13 protein-coding genes and 2 pseudogenes are annotated in these 16,305 nt (G+C 34.1%); 11 read left to right on the forward strand and 4 right to left on the reverse strand.

Annotated elements, in window-relative coordinates; all coding sequences use genetic code 11:
* Positions 1-503: 503 nt before the first annotated feature.
* Both BN1082_RS14550 and BN1082_RS14555 read left to right on the forward strand, forming a co-directional pair.
* On the forward strand, positions 504-5,042 hold the full coding sequence (locus tag BN1082_RS14550; protein WP_090635319.1) for a DEAD/DEAH box helicase: 4,539 nt from the start codon (positions 504-506) through the stop codon (positions 5,040-5,042).
* 367 nt (positions 5,043-5,409) lie between these two features.
* Positions 5,410-6,029, forward strand: a pseudogene (locus tag BN1082_RS14555) (tRNA dihydrouridine synthase); the annotation flags it as partial.
* Positions 6,030-6,453: 424 nt separating this feature from the next.
* Here the strand turns inward: BN1082_RS14555 and BN1082_RS14560 are convergent.
* Positions 6,454-6,672 (reverse strand): annotated as a pseudogene (locus tag BN1082_RS14560) (IS3 family transposase); the annotation flags it as partial.
* Between the two features lie 204 nt (positions 6,673-6,876).
* Between BN1082_RS14560 and BN1082_RS14565 the strand changes: the two are divergent.
* The 5 genes from BN1082_RS14565 to BN1082_RS14585 all read left to right on the forward strand — a co-directional run bounded on the left by BN1082_RS14565 (position 6,877) and on the right by BN1082_RS14585 (position 9,809).
* Positions 6,877-7,236, forward strand: a complete 360-nt coding sequence (locus BN1082_RS14565) for a GAF domain-containing protein (RefSeq protein WP_090635320.1) — start codon at positions 6,877-6,879, stop codon at positions 7,234-7,236.
* The gene (locus BN1082_RS14570; protein ID WP_090635321.1) at positions 7,221-7,409 is read left to right on the forward strand and encodes a PAS domain-containing protein; all 189 of its coding nucleotides are present in this window, start codon (positions 7,221-7,223) and stop codon (positions 7,407-7,409) included. The genes BN1082_RS14565 and BN1082_RS14570 overlap by 16 nt, the downstream gene beginning before the upstream one ends.
* Before the next feature lie 211 nt (positions 7,410-7,620).
* Positions 7,621-7,884, forward strand: a complete 264-nt coding sequence (locus BN1082_RS14575) for a hypothetical protein (RefSeq protein WP_090635322.1) — start codon at positions 7,621-7,623, stop codon at positions 7,882-7,884.
* A 137-nt stretch (positions 7,885-8,021) separates the two neighbouring features.
* Positions 8,022-8,207 (forward strand): hypothetical protein, encoded by a 186-nt coding sequence (locus BN1082_RS14580; RefSeq protein WP_090635323.1) that lies wholly within the window; start codon positions 8,022-8,024, stop codon positions 8,205-8,207.
* A 387-nt stretch (positions 8,208-8,594) separates the two neighbouring features.
* Positions 8,595-9,809, forward strand: coding sequence for a YecA family protein (locus BN1082_RS14585; RefSeq protein WP_090635324.1), 1,215 nt, complete (start codon positions 8,595-8,597; stop codon positions 9,807-9,809).
* An 86-nt stretch (positions 9,810-9,895) separates the two neighbouring features.
* On the opposite strand, the gene BN1082_RS14590 is transcribed toward BN1082_RS14585, so the two are convergent.
* Positions 9,896-10,132, reverse strand: coding sequence for a hypothetical protein (locus BN1082_RS14590; RefSeq protein WP_090635325.1), 237 nt, complete (start codon positions 10,130-10,132; stop codon positions 9,896-9,898).
* A 535-nt stretch (positions 10,133-10,667) separates the two neighbouring features.
* Here BN1082_RS14590 and BN1082_RS14595 point away from each other — a divergent pair.
* The 4 genes from BN1082_RS14595 (at position 10,668) to BN1082_RS27605 (ending at position 13,859) form a co-directional block, all read left to right on the forward strand.
* Entirely contained in the window at positions 10,668-11,687 is a 1,020-nt protein-coding gene (locus tag BN1082_RS14595; RefSeq protein ID WP_090635326.1) for a phosphoribosyltransferase, read from the forward strand.
* A 10-nt stretch (positions 11,688-11,697) separates the two neighbouring features.
* Positions 11,698-12,081, forward strand: coding sequence for a hypothetical protein (locus BN1082_RS14600; protein ID WP_090635327.1), 384 nt, complete (start codon positions 11,698-11,700; stop codon positions 12,079-12,081).
* Between the two features lie 144 nt (positions 12,082-12,225).
* Complete coding sequence (locus tag BN1082_RS14605; RefSeq protein WP_090635328.1) at positions 12,226-13,233, forward strand: reverse transcriptase family protein; 1,008 nt, start codon at positions 12,226-12,228, stop codon at positions 13,231-13,233.
* A 485-nt stretch (positions 13,234-13,718) separates the two neighbouring features.
* Positions 13,719-13,859: a hypothetical protein gene (locus BN1082_RS27605; RefSeq protein WP_176699810.1), complete on the forward strand. Its 141-nt coding sequence runs from the start codon at positions 13,719-13,721 to the stop codon at positions 13,857-13,859.
* Here the strand turns inward: BN1082_RS27605 and BN1082_RS14610 are convergent.
* Together BN1082_RS14610 and speB are read right to left on the reverse strand one after the other, a co-directional pair.
* Positions 13,856-15,244, reverse strand: coding sequence for a purine-cytosine permease family protein (locus BN1082_RS14610; RefSeq protein WP_090635329.1), 1,389 nt, complete (start codon positions 15,242-15,244; stop codon positions 13,856-13,858). The two genes, BN1082_RS27605 and BN1082_RS14610, sit on opposite strands and share 4 nt — an antisense overlap.
* A 37-nt stretch (positions 15,245-15,281) precedes the next feature.
* On the reverse strand, positions 15,282-16,274 hold the full coding sequence (speB, locus tag BN1082_RS14615; protein ID WP_090635330.1) for an agmatinase: 993 nt from the start codon (positions 16,272-16,274) through the stop codon (positions 15,282-15,284).
* Positions 16,275-16,305: the final 31 nt, after the last annotated feature.

Genomic DNA, 16,305 nt, shown 5'->3' on the forward strand with positions numbered 1-16,305 from the left:
AATCCGCCGTTATTATTTAAGGATGGGCTTTATAACATAAGTGCAAAACCACGAGCATCCCATGTGTTGCCACATACACTCCGCGCATGTGGAGACGGTGGTATTGATGACCAAAATGTAAATGCTGAAAAGTGTTACAAATAAAGGCTTTCAGAGGATGATAGTAATGTTGTCAATACAACCTAAGGTTGAAAAGAGTATGTGAAACGTGTAGTTTTCAAGGTGTATTTATTGCAGGGTTGACGAAATAAGATTACTTTTTAGGTAGCGAGAAGATAAGGTGGATGGCAAAGGCATGTTGACAAGACATAAAGGATGCTATCTAAAAAGGTTGAGTATATATTGGCTCTGAAATGAGATAATGGCAAGTACCGATTTATGGATTCATGATTTATTAATGCGAGAAAATATTGAACTCGATGCAGGACAAGATTTTTCATGGTAAGAAGATAGAAGTATGACAGTTGTATGTCGGCTTGGAAAGAAGATATGGGGAGATATATATGGGAAAGGATAATTTGGCTGAAAAAGTATTAGACTATTGGTTTGCATTAGAATTCCTGTCACAGGATTCATATCCTGAAAGCTGGGATGTGCAAAATAGAATCAAGAGCCACAAAGAAAAGGTGCACCTTGGGACAATTAGAAATAACACAATATCCCATTTCATACCATTAAGTGGTAATGAAGACTTATATGAAGTACTTTCGAAAGAGGCCTATGCTTGTGGAATGAAAAAATGGGGAAATCTGACCATTTATATAGGCAAGGTAAAAAGGGAGAAGTGCATTGAATGCATTTCAAAGATTTTACCATTTGATCCAGAGGATGAAAATAGACCAGAAAAAAGCTCGGACAAGATTGCATGGGTTAGTTTGCAACTTTCTCCGGATGGAAACTATGTAGAGCATTCCTTGTCCTTATCGACAATAATCTGGGCTCTTAATCAGATTAAAAATGCAAAAGGGAATATCTCCGATTCTCTAGATGACAAACTATATAACGATGCAAAGGAAAAACTTGAGAAAAAGTTCTTTGATAAAGAATCTACAACAAACGCAAACAATAACGAGGGAAAAAAGCAGGAAACAAATACTTCTGAGCAGAATGCTGATGAGGAAGAAAAACTACAGACATTTTCTGCAAGTGTCATTTCTCTTAAGAAGCTGCATGATTTATATGAAGAAGTAGAGAAAAAATATATTAAAGGAAACATTCAGAATACAGAAGATGATAAGGATGCCTATGAAGAGATTTATGGTATCAGCTTCCAACTCTTTTCAGACGAGACTACCAAAGAGAAAAAAGAGGATGATAACTATCTTGGATTAAATCATGATTATTATTCAGATGATATAAAGCTTGTTATCGAGAGGAATCGATGTGGAGCTTTAGTTAAAGATGGATACATGGGAAGTGAAATCCTGAAATACGTTACTATATTAGAAGGCGAGGAAACGACCAAGAATAATCGAATCGATTTGGTAGATCCAAAGGAGCAAGGAGAGCAGGAGTATTTAAGTCAGATGAACGAGATCTTATCAGTTGAAAATGCACCTTTAGGAAAGTGGCCTTCAAGATTTATGCCTGCGTTTATGCAGCAAATGGCAGTGAATTTAGCTATCGGTAAAGGTACGTCTGATCTATATGAGGTAAATGGCAAGGTATTCTCTGTAAATGGACCTCCAGGTACTGGAAAGACAACACTTCTTAAGGAAATCGTTGTAAGTAATATTATAGAGAGAGCTATTTTATTATCAAAATATGATGACCCTAACGATGCTTTTGTGCAGCATGATTTTATTCATGGAGAAAGAGAAGAAAACGCATATTCTACATACACACGGCATTGGTATAGTTTGAAAAATGACGCGATTAATAACTATAGTATTTTGGTAACATCTTGTAATAATGCGGCTGTTGAAAATATTTCTAAAGAACTCCCTAAGAGTATGGTTGGTGATTTGACATCGTTAGATGGTGATCCTGAAGAATTAAGGAATATGCTCGCAAAGGTTGGAAAACTTTTTGATCCTGCTGAATCGAAAGTGATTGAAACTACTCATCAAGGTGAGACCTATAAGGACGTTTATTTTACAAAGTATGCACAGAATCTCCTAGATACTAGTGTGGCATGGGGATTAGTTGCAGCATCATTAGGAAAGAAATCTAATCTAAGTAATTTTTACAAGCATGTGCTTTATCCATTAGGACGTGACTTTTATAAAAATAAGGATATGGCGCCAGATAGGGTTAAATCATATAAGGCTTCAAAAAAGAAATTTGAAGAACAGCTTAAAGTTGTAAGAGATATGCAGAATACTCTTAGAAAGGCAGGAAATTTATTTGCGCAGAAAGTAGCCGCAGAACGAGAGGAGCATGAAACTGTTGAAAGCTGTAATGCGTTAATTTCAGCAAGCAAGGTAAAAATTGAAAGTGCAAATCAAGGAATAACAGAATTAATTGCCAGAGAAGAAAAACATCGTACAAAAGCAGTTTCTTGTAAAACTGCATTTCGTCAAGTAGATGAGGAACTCAGCAACAAAAAAAGAGAATTGAAAACTGCTAAGTCAAAGTTAAAAGAACTTTTGGAAAAAGAAGTATGCACAAGAAATTCAATGCGTGTATGGACAAAAATTTTTGGTAAGGCTAAATATGAAGCTGCCATGAAATTGGCCGATGAATATAAGAAAGACGCTGAGAATCAGAGGGTTCAAGTGAGTTCATTGGATTCAGAAATAAAACAGCTTACGGAGACTTCCAAGCAGGCAGAAGCTCTTTATAATCAGACACAGCGAGAATATGATGAACTAAAAGTACAGAATAATAGTAATTCAAAAACTATTTCTACAGAAGAAAAGAAGATTGCGGATTGTGAGTCAGAGATATCAAAAGCCCGTACTAAATTCGAAAGTGTTAAGAAAGAGTATGAGTCCGAAATTGCTAAATTTGCAGGGACAGATGTTGTAGATACAGGTCTGATAATAGACGAAGAATTTGTAAGCCATTTGTTATCGAATGATGTAGATGAATCAACAACTGCACAGGTTTCAAATCCATGGTTTACACAAAGATATAATCGTGAAAGAGAAGAATTATTTGGTTATGCCATGCGGATGAATAAGGAGTTTGTTGTATCTTCTAATCACTGCAGGGATAATTTTGTTACTTTGTCTCATTACTGGGGATTAAAAGCAGGAGACGAAAACGAAAGAATTATTTTCCATAAAGAGGACAAGGAGGATTTGATTCCGGCTTTATTCCAAACACTATTTTTATTAGTGCCTGTACTTTCATCCACATTTGCATCTGTTGGTACTTTTTTAAGGGATGTGAAGCAACCTGGGGTTATTGGAATGCTGGTTGTTGATGAGGCAGGTCAAGCTCAGCCGCAAATGGCATTGGGGGCTTTATATAGAAGCCGTAGTGCTGTGATTGTTGGAGACCCTAAACAGGTTGAGCCAGTTGTCACAGATGATTTGATTCTTCTGAAGAAAGCTTATAGTGATGAGGCATTAAAGCCATACAAGAAAAAGTCTCTTTCTGTGCAGGGATTTGCAGATCGTTTAAATACTTTTGGAACCTACTTAGACAACGGTACTGATTATCCAGAATGGGTTGGATGTCCTTTGCTGGTACATAGACGTTGCATTTCACCGATGTATGATGTTTCAAATGAGATATCTTACAACGGTATTATGAAACAGCAGACAAGATTGCCAAAACCGGAAAAGGTAAAAAAATTCATCTATGACAAATCGCAGTGGATTAATGTTAAGGGTTCGGAGAAAGGTAATAAGAATCATTTTGTTGAAGCTCAGGGACAAAAGGTCTGTGAGCTATTAGAGATAGCATTTTCTAAGAATCCTGATCCAAGTATTTATATTATTAGTCCATTTACAACTGTTGTTTCTGGGATAAAGGACTATATTGGAAAATATTGCCGTATGAATAGCGGTACAACAAAGATTAACAGAGACTATATTCTTGATTATGATCAGAAGAAGATTGGAACAGTTCATACTTTCCAAGGTAAAGAGGCTGAAGAGGTTATTTTCCTTCTTGGTTGCGATACAAGCGAAGACGCTAAAGGTGCAATACGATGGGTAAATAAAAACATCGTAAATGTTGCAGCCACACGTGCTAAATTTCGTCTATATGTGATCGGTGATGAAGATGCTTGGAAATCTTCTACATGTATCAGCATGGCAAAGGAAATAATTGATACATTGGCTATAAAGGAAATCAAGAAAATTCTTGAAGATAATTTGTCAGAGCAAGAAATGCAGGAGGCTTTAGTTGAGGCTTCGAGCGGATTACCGTCAGTAACTTCGTTTTCAGTAATGGAAATAGAGGATGAGAATGGTGTCGTTGACTATAGTGTTGATACTTCGGGCCTGATTAAAGGTTTAAATGAGGAGTTTATTAAGACAGAGTTATCTACAGAGCAACTTGAAAGGTTCGGGTTTAACGATATGAAAGATATGGATGGTTTTTCTGTAAAGGTTAAAGAAAATCTGCTTCTTGGCATGAAACTTTTCTTCTTGCTAGAGCCGGTATACAAATTGAATAATCTGCTGGATGCGTCATGTTGTGCAATACTTTTCTGCAAGGCAATGGAATTGCAATTGAAGGATTGCTTTACAAAGAGTTTAAAAGAAATCTTCCCAGATTTTAAGGTTAAAGGAACTGGAAAAGGAAGAGATAGAATTGCTTTAAAAGATGCGCAAAATAAGGAACTAACATTGGGTGCTTTTTATACTATTCTGAAAAATAATGGCGCAGAGCTTGGCCGAAAAATGAAGATGATTGGCAAAGGCACATATGATGAGGCTTGGTGGAGCTCATTTGAAGACAAATTAGGTGATTGTACTAATAGAAGAAATAAGTGTTGCCATTCTGGTTTATTTAGCTGGAAGGAGCAGTCATTCTTATTATTTGATATGTTCAAGAATGATGATGCGAAGCAACAAAAACAAAATAAGCCAATTGGTGGAATCTTGTTTGAAAGTGAGGCAGGAAAGAGTCTCGCTACCAATTGATATGTTCTCATGAACCTCGAAAATCGGTGAACATATTCCCACGCACCAAGGGGTTGAAAATAATCAATGCTATCTTGTCGAGCCATGTTGAAGCAGTCGCGTGGTTGGAGTTGGTATAATAGAAAAGCAGTTGATATAGAAATAATCTATATCATCTGCTTTTTTGTTTATAAAAATACCTTTCAGGACCGATTTTCGTTAAAATAACATTGCCGATTTTCAAAATAGTTTTTCACAAATATAAATGTCCAAACGTACTTGTGTTTGATAATAAGTTATTAAGCATGATATAAGTGTAACATTTGGCTTTATATTTTTTGACCGAGAGTTTGAAGTTGTATCCATAGTGAGAGGATTTTAGTTTGAAATGATAGATAATTTTTGGCGTAATTTACCACGATCATTTTTTGTACTTGCACCAATGGAATATGTGACAGATGTTGTTTTTCGTCACGTAGTAAGTGAAGCTGGTCGAGCGGATGTTTTTTTCACTGAGTTTACAAACTCGGATAGCTATTGTCATCCAGAGGGCATGAAAAGTGTGAGTGGCCGCTTGATTTTTACAGAAATGAGCAGCCAATGGTGGCACATATTTGGGGGGATAATCCCGAATATCTCCGTCAAATGAGTATTGGCTTGGCAGAGCTAGGATTTAAAGGCATCGATATTAATAGGGGCTGCCCTGTACCGAATGTGGCATCGAGAGGGAAAGGAGGTGGTCTTATTCTGCGTCCAGACGTTGCGGCAGAGCTTATTCAAGCAGCAAAAGCGGGCGGACTGCCTGTCAGCGTGAAAACACGACTTGGCTATAAGGATGTAAATGAGTGGGAGGACTGGATAACACATATTTTAAAACAGGATATTGCGAACCTTTCTATTCATTTACGTACAAGAAAGGAAATGAGCCAAGTAGATGCGCATTGGGAGCTAATTCCTGAAATCAAAAAATTACGTGATTGTATCGCACCAAATACGCTGCTAACAATGGAGACATAAATTTCTTTTAGAATAAATGAAATGTTAAGTTTGTCGGTAACTATAAACGAATTTCATAAATCTAAATCCATAATTAAAAATCATTGATTTAATGATAAATGACGCTATTTTTTCTAGTGCCTTGTGGTAACATTTTGGTCACATGCTTAAAATAATTAGTGATTAATAGAAATAACAAAACAGATTTAAAATCCGATGAACCATTGGTTTTAATGGATTCCCGATAATCTTCAATACTAAAGGATAACTAGAAATAACTCATTCCCACTAAAATCAAAACTGCTTGTGCGGTACGTGCCACCGGTGAATGGTCTGTTTCCTAGGGAGTCCCGCCAACTCAGTATATCAAGGATGCTATCTTTTTTATACAAAGATCAAAGGCAATGATCAGAACCAAAAAGTTAGACACGGAAATTTAGGCAGTTATTGGGGCATGAGTACGGTATTGAACCGGGCTCATGCTTTTTAGTTTTGCCTTAATTCGATTGTGATTATAGAAGTGAATAAATCTCTCTAATTATTGTTTAAAGTGCTCCAAACTCTCAAATTCCTTGAGATAAAGTAGCTCAGACTTTAAAAAGCCAAAGAAATTCTCAACGACGGCATTATCTACTCAATTCCCTTTTCGAGACATGCCTTAGATGCTCATAATCGGAGTGGGTAACGAAAATGAACTTTCTGCATGTGAACCATTTAAACCAATATACTACATTTAATTCAAAAATTAGTATTATTTTCATTTTCAGACAAAAATCGACTGTCATAGAGTTCTATAATAAGAACTAAATAGAAATATCCAAGGTGTATCATCTAATTTTTTTAAGTTAGGAGAGAAAACGTGACTCAGTTATCAGAAATACAGGTCATTGCTCAGCAAGTAGCGGAGACAGGGAATTTGAAAAGCAGAATTAATACAAAAGAAGAGGGGGGCGTGAAAGAAGCTGGATTTGTATACGGGAGAGTCCTGACGAACAATCGGGAATATGTGATAGAAAATGCACGGATTGATCTCACCTATGACCTTTCTGTTTTAAAGGGTGAAACAGAAGAGATTGCGGAGATTTGTTGTCCGATTCGATTTCAAGGGAGAGCAATCGGGGTAATCGGATTAATTGCACTTAATAAAGAGCAGCATTTGAATTTAATTGAACATCAAGAACAAATGTTGAAATTTTATATCGAATGGCTGAATTGCTAGCTTCAAAGATTTCAGAAATGGCGATGATGAAACAATGGAAAGGGATGACGGAAAAATTACAAACCATCATTGAATCGATTCATGAAGGAATTATCGCCATCGATGAAAGTGGAATACTGACACACTGTAATCACACAGATGAATTACTTTTAAAGAGAACAAAAGACAAATAATTGGACAACCTCTAGAATCCATTTTACCTGGGACACCCATATTGAATGTATTGAAGACAGGTATAGGATAAGGAACAACTTGTCTTTATGCATTTAATTCAAAAGATTTTTTAGGGTAAAAACTCTGTTGGTTTACTTAGATGATAGCCAAGCAACCTTTAATGGAAAAAAACATACATCCTATCGTAAAAATCAGTAAAAGGTGAGATTAATGAAATTAAAACAATTGCAGGAAACCATTGACCGTACTATAAAAGAAGTGTGGACCGAAAAAATCCCTTATGATTATCAATCGCATTATTTGCTAATGGAGGATTCTTTAAAGAATGCTCTTTATTTCCATTTGCGCACGAAACTTCGCAATTTGATTGATTCTAACAACATAAGGATTTATCCTGAATATCATTACAAATATTATAAAGCAGATCTTGCAATTGTGAAACTAAACGATTATCTAGGAAAAAAGGCCACCTGAAAGATGACATTCAATTCGTTCTAGCAATCATAGAAATAAAATATAAGAGTGGTGGAATTGTAAAGCACTTTGAGGATGATGTCCAAAAAGTAAAGAAATACATAGATACAAATCCAAAGGATAATACTCAATATTATTTGGCATTTGTCCATGAGGTAGAGTACGAGTTCATTGAACAGGATTCCTGGTTAACTTCGAAACAACAAAAGTGGGCAAAAGGAAGATTAACAGAGTTATCAGGATACTATTTAGAAGGACAAAATGATATGAGATGGCAAGTTTTATCTCATAATGGATTGAATCCAGATTTCCAACCAGGTTAACGGATTACTAGGAATTACCTTTATTTATGATAACTATTCGAAAGAACTATATCATTTTTTATTGGACGTCATAAGACATGCTAGAAGTGTAACTTGGGAGCTTCGGGAAGCAGAGTCTTCCAGGACCGGACATGTTGCAGCATGTTCGGTCTTTTTTTATAATATGATTTGCTTAATCCTATTAAAAATGATGATAAAGAATAAGAAACTAATTTCATTCATATTGAATCCACCCTTGATTGTATAAATAAGGAATGCTATGCAGCGTTCAATTTCGACTATTTTTCTGATATAATATATGACACTGATTAAAGGGAAGTACGATGGAAAGATAAATCAATTTATTTTCTATCATATTATTCCAAAATATTTTTCGAGGTGGATGTATTGAATAATAGCAACATAGATAAAGCAACATATGAAAAAATACAAGACGGTTTACATGGATTAAAAGAAATGACACGTAAATTGGAGCAGAAACAAGAGTTAAAAATTTGGAGTGATATATCAGTTCCAATAACAATAAAAGATGCGCTTACAAGGCTTTCAAAAGATGAATTAAGTGCGATTAGAAAACGTTTTGAGATAAAAAATGCCAGCCAGTTGAAAAAAGGGGAATTAGTCGAATTACTTAGTATGAAGATTCCTTCTTTACTAGAAACAATATGCTTGAATATGGACGAAGATGGTTACGGCCTTGTCAAGGAAATAATTCGAAATGGTGGATATATCGTAGAACCAAAATTAACTGCACATCAATTAGAATATTTGCGTAACAGCGGTATGTTTTTTACTGGTATGTATGAAGGTAAAAAGATTTTAGCAATGCCCGAGGAAATCGTTAAAAATCAGTTTTTTCAAGGGAATGACAAGCAATTCGAGTCAATCTTCCGTAGAAATACTGAATGGATTAAACTTACTCAAGGGCTCCTATACTATTACGGAACATTAAGCATCGATGAACTAGTAGATTTACTTAATAAATACATAGATGAACCTTTAAGTGTTTCTAATTATCTGCTAGTAATGGAGCATGCTAGTTCATACTATAAGCAAATCCGTATGGATTTTATTGGATTTTCGAATATAAGAGTGTTTGATCAGGAGAAAGTAAAACGTGAACACCAAATGAGAAAAGATTCAGAGTTTTTCCCATTTTCTAGAGAACAGCTGCTTGAAGCAGGTGAACCTGAATATGTTGAACGAAACGATAGCTATCTTCAATTTGTTAATTTTATAACGAATAACTACGAAATCAGCAGGAAAGAAGCTGATGTTATTGTTGAAGAGTGTGTATATGCGACTAACATTGGAGAGAGTCCAAGTCATATTCTTCAATTTCTGCAAAGCAGAATAGAATTACAAAGTACAGATATGCTGAAGGCTTGCATGGAGGAAATCACCAACCTCATGATTAACTCGAGAAAATGGTTCCTTAAAGGATTTACCACTAAAGAGTTATCTGCAGTTGAGCAGAAATCATTTGGACTATTAACAGATCGAAAGAATATTGTAGATTCCAAAACAAGAAAAAAAATTGGGAGAAATGATCCATGCCCATGTGGAAGTAATGTGAAATATAAAAGGTGTTGTGGGAGATAATTAAAAGGATTCTGTTTCCATAAGTAAATAATAGTAAAATAATAGGAACTAAGCGTAAGGAGAGAGTAGTTTTTAAAAGAAGATTATTATAAATTTTTTTGGGGTAGGCGATAGACTACCGTGCCATATAAAGTAGTGGCTTTCTTTAGCTCTTGAATAATGTCCAGCTTTGGCAGTTCTTTAATTAATACGATAAAGCTCATCTCGTTTTTCTGTATCTCTTTTTCATTAATCACCTCACTATAAACAATGAACATGACAATATAACAAAAAGTGCCAGGAACCATCCGATTGTTGGAGAGTGCCTGGCAGTTTTTTTTCATTATTATAGTGCTACAACATTTGCTAGATGTATGGTTATGTACAAGCATAATGTAATGTGATTTAAGATAATAATATTATGTAAACTCATATTGAATTAAATTAACACCTTTGAATTTAGAAGCTAAGGTAAAAATAGAAACATCGACTATTTAAAATTCTTACAAAAATTTACATAACCATGAATTGGAGAAGAAAAATTTGTATTACTATTTTTTTTAGAATTGTATTATGTTATGGGGTTCGAAAAAAAGAGGGATATTAAAAAGTGAGAAACATTGAGAGGGTTCCAAACAAGTCAATATACTTGGTGGAATCCTCTTTTAATGTTTAAATTTGATTTACCTATACAAAAATAATTATTGAGGCTTAGTAAATATTATTACGATTTTTTAAGGATTAATTGTAAAAATATGTTGAAAAATTTACAATGCAATTAAGAGTATTATTATAGACTCAATAGTTTGAAGGAAGAACAAGTTTATTAAAAAAATTGTTCATAAAAAGCACTTTTTAAAGCTAAGATGGGGCGATACAATGACTAAAGATGTTTTAAAGAATCAAGAAACTGTGATTGATAGTTTTAAAACTTTTTTTGAAAATAATCAAATTGATGAAAGGGATATTGTAGATGATGATAGATTAGACAACTTTGAACAAAAAGTAAAGGCTTGGTTAAATAATGTTGAGACTGAAGAAGAAAAACAAATCTTTCTAGTTTTATTAAAAAATTATAGTTATTACAATAAACTTAGTATAGCCCAAAGTTTTATAAATGGATTTAATATGTTTAAAAAAATTGAAACGTATCATAACGATACCATCTATATGGGGGTAGGCTCTAGAGGTGGGATATTTAATGGAAGTTCTGAATTAATACCTATTTTTAAAAGGTCAAATAAAATAGATAAATTACGTATAGTAGAAAAACCAAGAGATTTCTATGAAAAATATGATCCGAAGGATGTTAAAAACGTTGTTTTGGTTGATGATATTATTGGCTCCGGTACAACAGTTAAAAGATATTTAGAAGAGAACTTATTACGGAATTATCCTGAGTTAATACTTGGGAAAAAGATCTATATAATATGTGTTATTGCATTAGAAAAAGGCTTATCAACCTTAAATAAATTTGCAGTAAAGAACAATTTATTTCTTGAAGTTATTAATGAATATGGGATCGAAAAGGCATTTGATAAAAATAAAGGAATATTTATAAGTGAAAAAGAAAGGATAAATGCCAAAAAAATTGTACGAAAATATGATGAAAAAATTGTTAAAAGGGAAATTGATATTTTAGGCTTTAAGGAATCACAAGGGCTGGTTTCTTTTTATCATAATACGCCAAATAATACATTTCCTATATTCTGGGAAGATCCAGAGAGTAGAAGTGAAATAAATAATACACCTTGGTCTCCGATATTTGGAAGAGATGAAGGCATATCGGGTTTACCTGAAAGAGAAATTCCAACGCACAAGGATTTAGGAACAATTAAAAAAGAAAAAGAATTTAAAGATAGATTATTAAGTAAAATTTTAAAAAAACTTTTTGATTAAAGGAGATTCAATGGTAAAAGATTTTAAAGATTACTTAATTTTGCTGTTTTTTCGAGAATCTAAGGGTAGTTATATTATTTATGATTTATTAAGATTATTATCTATAAGTCAAGAATTTCTAGAAACTCGTATTGAAATTCTACTAGAGAAGGAACTACTATTTATTGATGAGAGATATAGTTATAGGATTTCAGAATTTGGCTTGAATTATTTATCAATACAAGGCTTTAATAAAATTAATTTATTTGAAATAATGAATGAAATTTCGTTAGAGGAAGAAAGCGAAAAGCGTATTTTAAAGGGTTGTCCAGATTTAACTCTCACAGATATATATATACCAAAAAATTTTAAAAATGTGATATACTCAAAAAAAGAACTAGATGGGCTATTTTAGAAATGGTATGCGCAGTCGCTACTGTTTAAGTTTAGAGTAACTATTAACAATAAATCTGCTAGCATATTTATTGTTAAAATTTTCTTCAAGTAATAAAAAATAATGGTGATTTAGCCCGTCTATTTCTCAAAAAATGAGGTTAATATGCATGATTATTTAATTAAATTAAAGAGCGCAATGCAGTCTCAAGGTTGTCCTCCAAATTATATAAATGATTGTACTAAATATGCAAGCAAACTCTTAAATAAGGGATTACCAGTTATCTTTGATAGAGAACATTTTTCTAGATTAATTGGGTTTAAATTGGAGGAACTTGAAGAGCTGTTAAAAAAAGATAATTATCGTGTTGTGAAAATACCTAAAAAAGACGGACATAGAGATTTATATATACCAAATCCTCGTCTAAAGTTAATTCAGAAGTGGATGCTTATGAATCTTATTTCCAAGGTGAAAATTTCAAAACACGCTAGAGGTTTTATTACAGATACATCATTAGTAGATAACGCCATAGAACATGTTAACAAAGATTTTGTAGTGTCTTTAGACATTAGAGATTTTTTCCCTTCTATTAATAAATATAGAGTGTACCGTATTTTCAGAAGTCTTGGCTATTGTAATGATTTAGCTGGTATTTTTACTGCTCTGTTAGTTACAAATAATGGTTTACCTCAAGGTGCCCCAACTAGTCCATACTTATCACATATAGTTTGTAAGAAGTTAGATAGTCGTATTTCAAAAGAATTAAAACATTTTGAAGGATGTAGTTTTACTAGGTACGCAGATGACTTTTCTATATCTGGAGGAAATGAAATTCTTGAAAAGATATCAAACATCATTTACATAATAAGTTCTGAAGGATTCGAGCTTAACTTCTCAAAAACTAGAATTCAATCAAATAGCCAAAAACAATTAGTTACTGGATTAGTTGTTAATGAAAAGGTAAATGTCCCTAGTTCTTATAAAAGAAGGTTAAAGCAAGAGATATATTATTGTAAAAAGTATGGAGTGAACTCCCATATGAAAAGATTAGGTATTAATAAATCAAATTATAAGTTATATCTCTATGGCAAGGCATATTATATAAAAATGATAAATCAAAAACTTGGTGAGAAATTTCTATCTGAGCTGAATGAAATTGACTGGCCTTATTGATAGAAAATTCCGCTCATACAAAATAGTCACTCATAATTTATGGTTGACTATTTTTCTGAAATAAATAAAATATTAGATTCATCAAAGATAAAAAAGATTTTTACTTACAATAGAAAATTTATAATTAAATTAAATCCCTCACTGCCAACCATAAAGACAACTTATACAATAAGTGGATTTAATAGATAATAAAAATATGGAAAACGTATAGAAGAATTTAGAAAGAAAATCTTATGATTTTTCCTGATCGTTGAGAAAGAAGACAACTGTTTTTTTATTCTTTAATTAATAAGTAAATATTATGGTTCAGAAATAACTGAAAATTATAACCAAAAAGAATATCCCAAAAGATAACATATCAAATGAAATTTCAAGCTTTTAGATGTGTATAATGATTAATAAATTGATTGAGATTGCACATGATTATTTGAATTTTTTTAGAAGTGGGAAATTGAGGATCACGGTGTAAAGAGGAAGGTCTTCTTATGCTGAGAAAAATCCGTAACAATGAAAATATAGAGAGTCAAAAGGTTTTAGATGAATTTTTTGATGAAATTAAAGATTTATACAGTGGATATTTATATAGGGGGGATGGGTTAATAAACCCATCCCCCTTTTTAAATTAGATTTGTTGAGTGCTACTGTCTTCAAAAGCGACAGAACCCTGAAAATCATTCTGCATTTTTCTTTTCATCATTACATGGTAGAGTACGGATGGAACCACCAATCCTAAAATCCAAGCAACATCAGCTCCTCCCATTGCTTTAGAAGCCGGTCCTACATAGAGAGAGGTATTCATAAAAGGAATTTCAGCGATTACTGAGACCAAGAAAGAAATAGCAGTGATTTTATTTATTTTTCCATATTTACCATTTAAGTCAAATATATCTTTAATACTGTATTCGCCGTGGCGCAGTACATAAAAATCAATTAGGTTAATGGCTGTCCACGGAATTAAAAAGTAACTAATAAATAAGATAAAGTCGATAAAGTTCGATAGAAAATGTCCTTGCCCTAAGATCTCTACCAAAGTACCGATTGCTGAGATAACAGCAATGAAAATCCCTCTGACCTTAGGCGTTACTTTCATTTTTGAAAAAGGCTCAACCGTGGTGACTGTTGACATAAAGGCCCCATATAGATTAAAAGAATTGATGGAGAGCTGTCCAAAGAGAATTGTCGCAAACATGATGAATGCGAAGCCACCAAATTGGTGAGCGAGATTTGTGCCGGATGCGCTTAAGAAATTTGGAATAGAGGTAGTTAAAAGGACGCCTAAAAGCATCATCCAAACTGTTGCTAAAACTGACCCTGCATAAGTATACCAAAAGGTTTTTGAATAATTCGTGTCGATTGGCAAATATCTGGAATAGTCAGCAACATACGGTGCATATGAAATTTGCCAGGTAGCTACAACACTAACACTTAACATAAAGATCGGCAGGTTAAAATGTGCCGGAGACCAGCTTTCTGCAGGGACAGGTAATTTGAAGACAATAATCGTAGCAACGATAAATACGAGAAAAAACAACCATGACAAGTATTTTTGGACTTTATGAATCAAATCATGGCCAAACATTGTCACAGTAAAGGTAATAACATTAAGGATAATAATACTGATTGTTAGGTTAAGATGTAACGAATTGCTCAATACTTGCGCACCTAGCAAGCCGCTGCTGGCAAAAAAGCCTAAATACATAAAAATAACAAGGATCAAAGGAATAATTGCACCAATCACACCAAATTGTGCGCGGCTTTGAATCATTTGCGGAATACCAAGCTTTGGTCCTTGAGCAGAATGGGAGGCCATGAAAATGGCCCCTATTAAATTTCCGATGATAATGGCAACAACACTCCAAAAAAGGTTTAAACCAAAGGTAACGCAAAGTGCTCCTGTCACAAGAGTTGTGATATGCATATTAGCAGCAAACCATACAGAAAATAGACCACTTGGTTTTCCGTGACGTTCATTTGCAGGAATGTAATCAATGCTTCTTACCTCAATTTTCATTCACAAAACCTCCGTTGTCATTTTTTGGAGTCTTATCTTAAGAGTGTACTTTATTTTTAGTTAAACTGATTTCTTCTGCTTTCTCCTTCTCTTTTAAAACAAAACTGAGAAGATCAAGTGCCAGGCGCGCACCAACTTGACCTGTCATACCGGCAGGATCATAGGGAGGAGCTACTTCTACCAAATCAAAGCCAATCACTTGTCCTCGTTTGGCAATTCCTTCAAGCAATTCATTGACTTCATCGTATATAAATCCACCTGGTGAAGGTGTACCTGTTCCAGGAGCTACAGAAGGATCCAAACCATCAATATCCAGAGTAAGATAGTATTTTTCTCCTTTAGGAAGTAGTTCTAACACATTCTCGATTCCCATTTTTCTTATTTGCCGTGGTGATAAAATAACACTGCCATATTCTCTTGCGGCATCGACATCTTCCTTTAGACTGCTGCTAATTCCTCGAATTCCAAATTGGAAAATTTTCTGGACATGGTCCATTTCAGATAAACGACGGATGCTGCTTCCATGGCCGTACCGTTGCCCCGAACGGTGATCTGCCCAGTCTAGATGTGCATCGATTTGAATAACATGAAATGGACCAACATCCTCTAATCCTTTTCCGACTGGGATAGTAATAGAGTGATCGCCACCTAAAACAACCGGCATTGCTCCTTTTGAAACAATTTTTCGAATGGCTTCTTCGGTGTTCTCATGACACTGCATAAGATCCCCGTGAACCATATCCACATCACCACAGTCTACTACTTTCCATTTAGGCCCCAAATACATAATGTCTTTTTCGATATCATAGGCTCCATCTAATCCAAAGCTATAAAGTGTAGATCCTTCACGAATTCCCCTAGGACCCATCCTTGCTCCTGATTTCCATTGAGTGCCCATATCATTTGGGACTCCAATGACAGCTACGTCCGCATCAAGTTGCTCTAAATCCGGACAAACAGGGTATTTACCAAAAGTACAGATACCGGTAAAAGGTAAATTTAAAACTTGCTTTTCATTATGGTTTCTCATTAAAATTTCCTCCTTTAAGATTCTTCATCTT

This window comes from Neobacillus massiliamazoniensis, from assembly GCF_001048695.1.
Classification (GTDB): Bacteria; Bacillota; Bacilli; order Bacillales; family Cytobacillaceae; genus Neobacillus; species Neobacillus massiliamazoniensis.

Excerpts from the sequence above, each read along its gene's own strand:
- BN1082_RS14550 (WP_090635319.1), top strand. The coding sequence starts at position 504 with ATGGGAAAGGATAATTTGGCTGAAAAAGTATTAGACTATTGGTTTGCA.
- BN1082_RS14570 (WP_090635321.1), top strand. The coding sequence starts at position 7,221 with ATGGCTGAATTGCTAGCTTCAAAGATTTCAGAAATGGCGATGATGAAA.
- BN1082_RS14575 (WP_090635322.1), top strand. The coding sequence starts at position 7,621 with ATGAAATTAAAACAATTGCAGGAAACCATTGACCGTACTATAAAAGAA.
- BN1082_RS14590 (WP_090635325.1), bottom strand. The coding sequence starts at position 10,132 with ATGAAAAAAAACTGCCAGGCACTCTCCAACAATCGGATGGTTCCTGGC.
- BN1082_RS14595 (WP_090635326.1), top strand. The coding sequence starts at position 10,668 with ATGACTAAAGATGTTTTAAAGAATCAAGAAACTGTGATTGATAGTTTT.
- BN1082_RS14600 (WP_090635327.1), top strand. The coding sequence starts at position 11,698 with ATGGTAAAAGATTTTAAAGATTACTTAATTTTGCTGTTTTTTCGAGAA.
- BN1082_RS14605 (WP_090635328.1), top strand. The coding sequence starts at position 12,226 with ATGCATGATTATTTAATTAAATTAAAGAGCGCAATGCAGTCTCAAGGT.
- BN1082_RS27605 (WP_176699810.1), top strand. The coding sequence starts at position 13,719 with ATGCTGAGAAAAATCCGTAACAATGAAAATATAGAGAGTCAAAAGGTT.
- BN1082_RS14610 (WP_090635329.1), bottom strand. The coding sequence starts at position 15,244 with ATGAAAATTGAGGTAAGAAGCATTGATTACATTCCTGCAAATGAACGT.
- speB (WP_090635330.1), bottom strand. The coding sequence starts at position 16,274 with ATGAGAAACCATAATGAAAAGCAAGTTTTAAATTTACCTTTTACCGGT.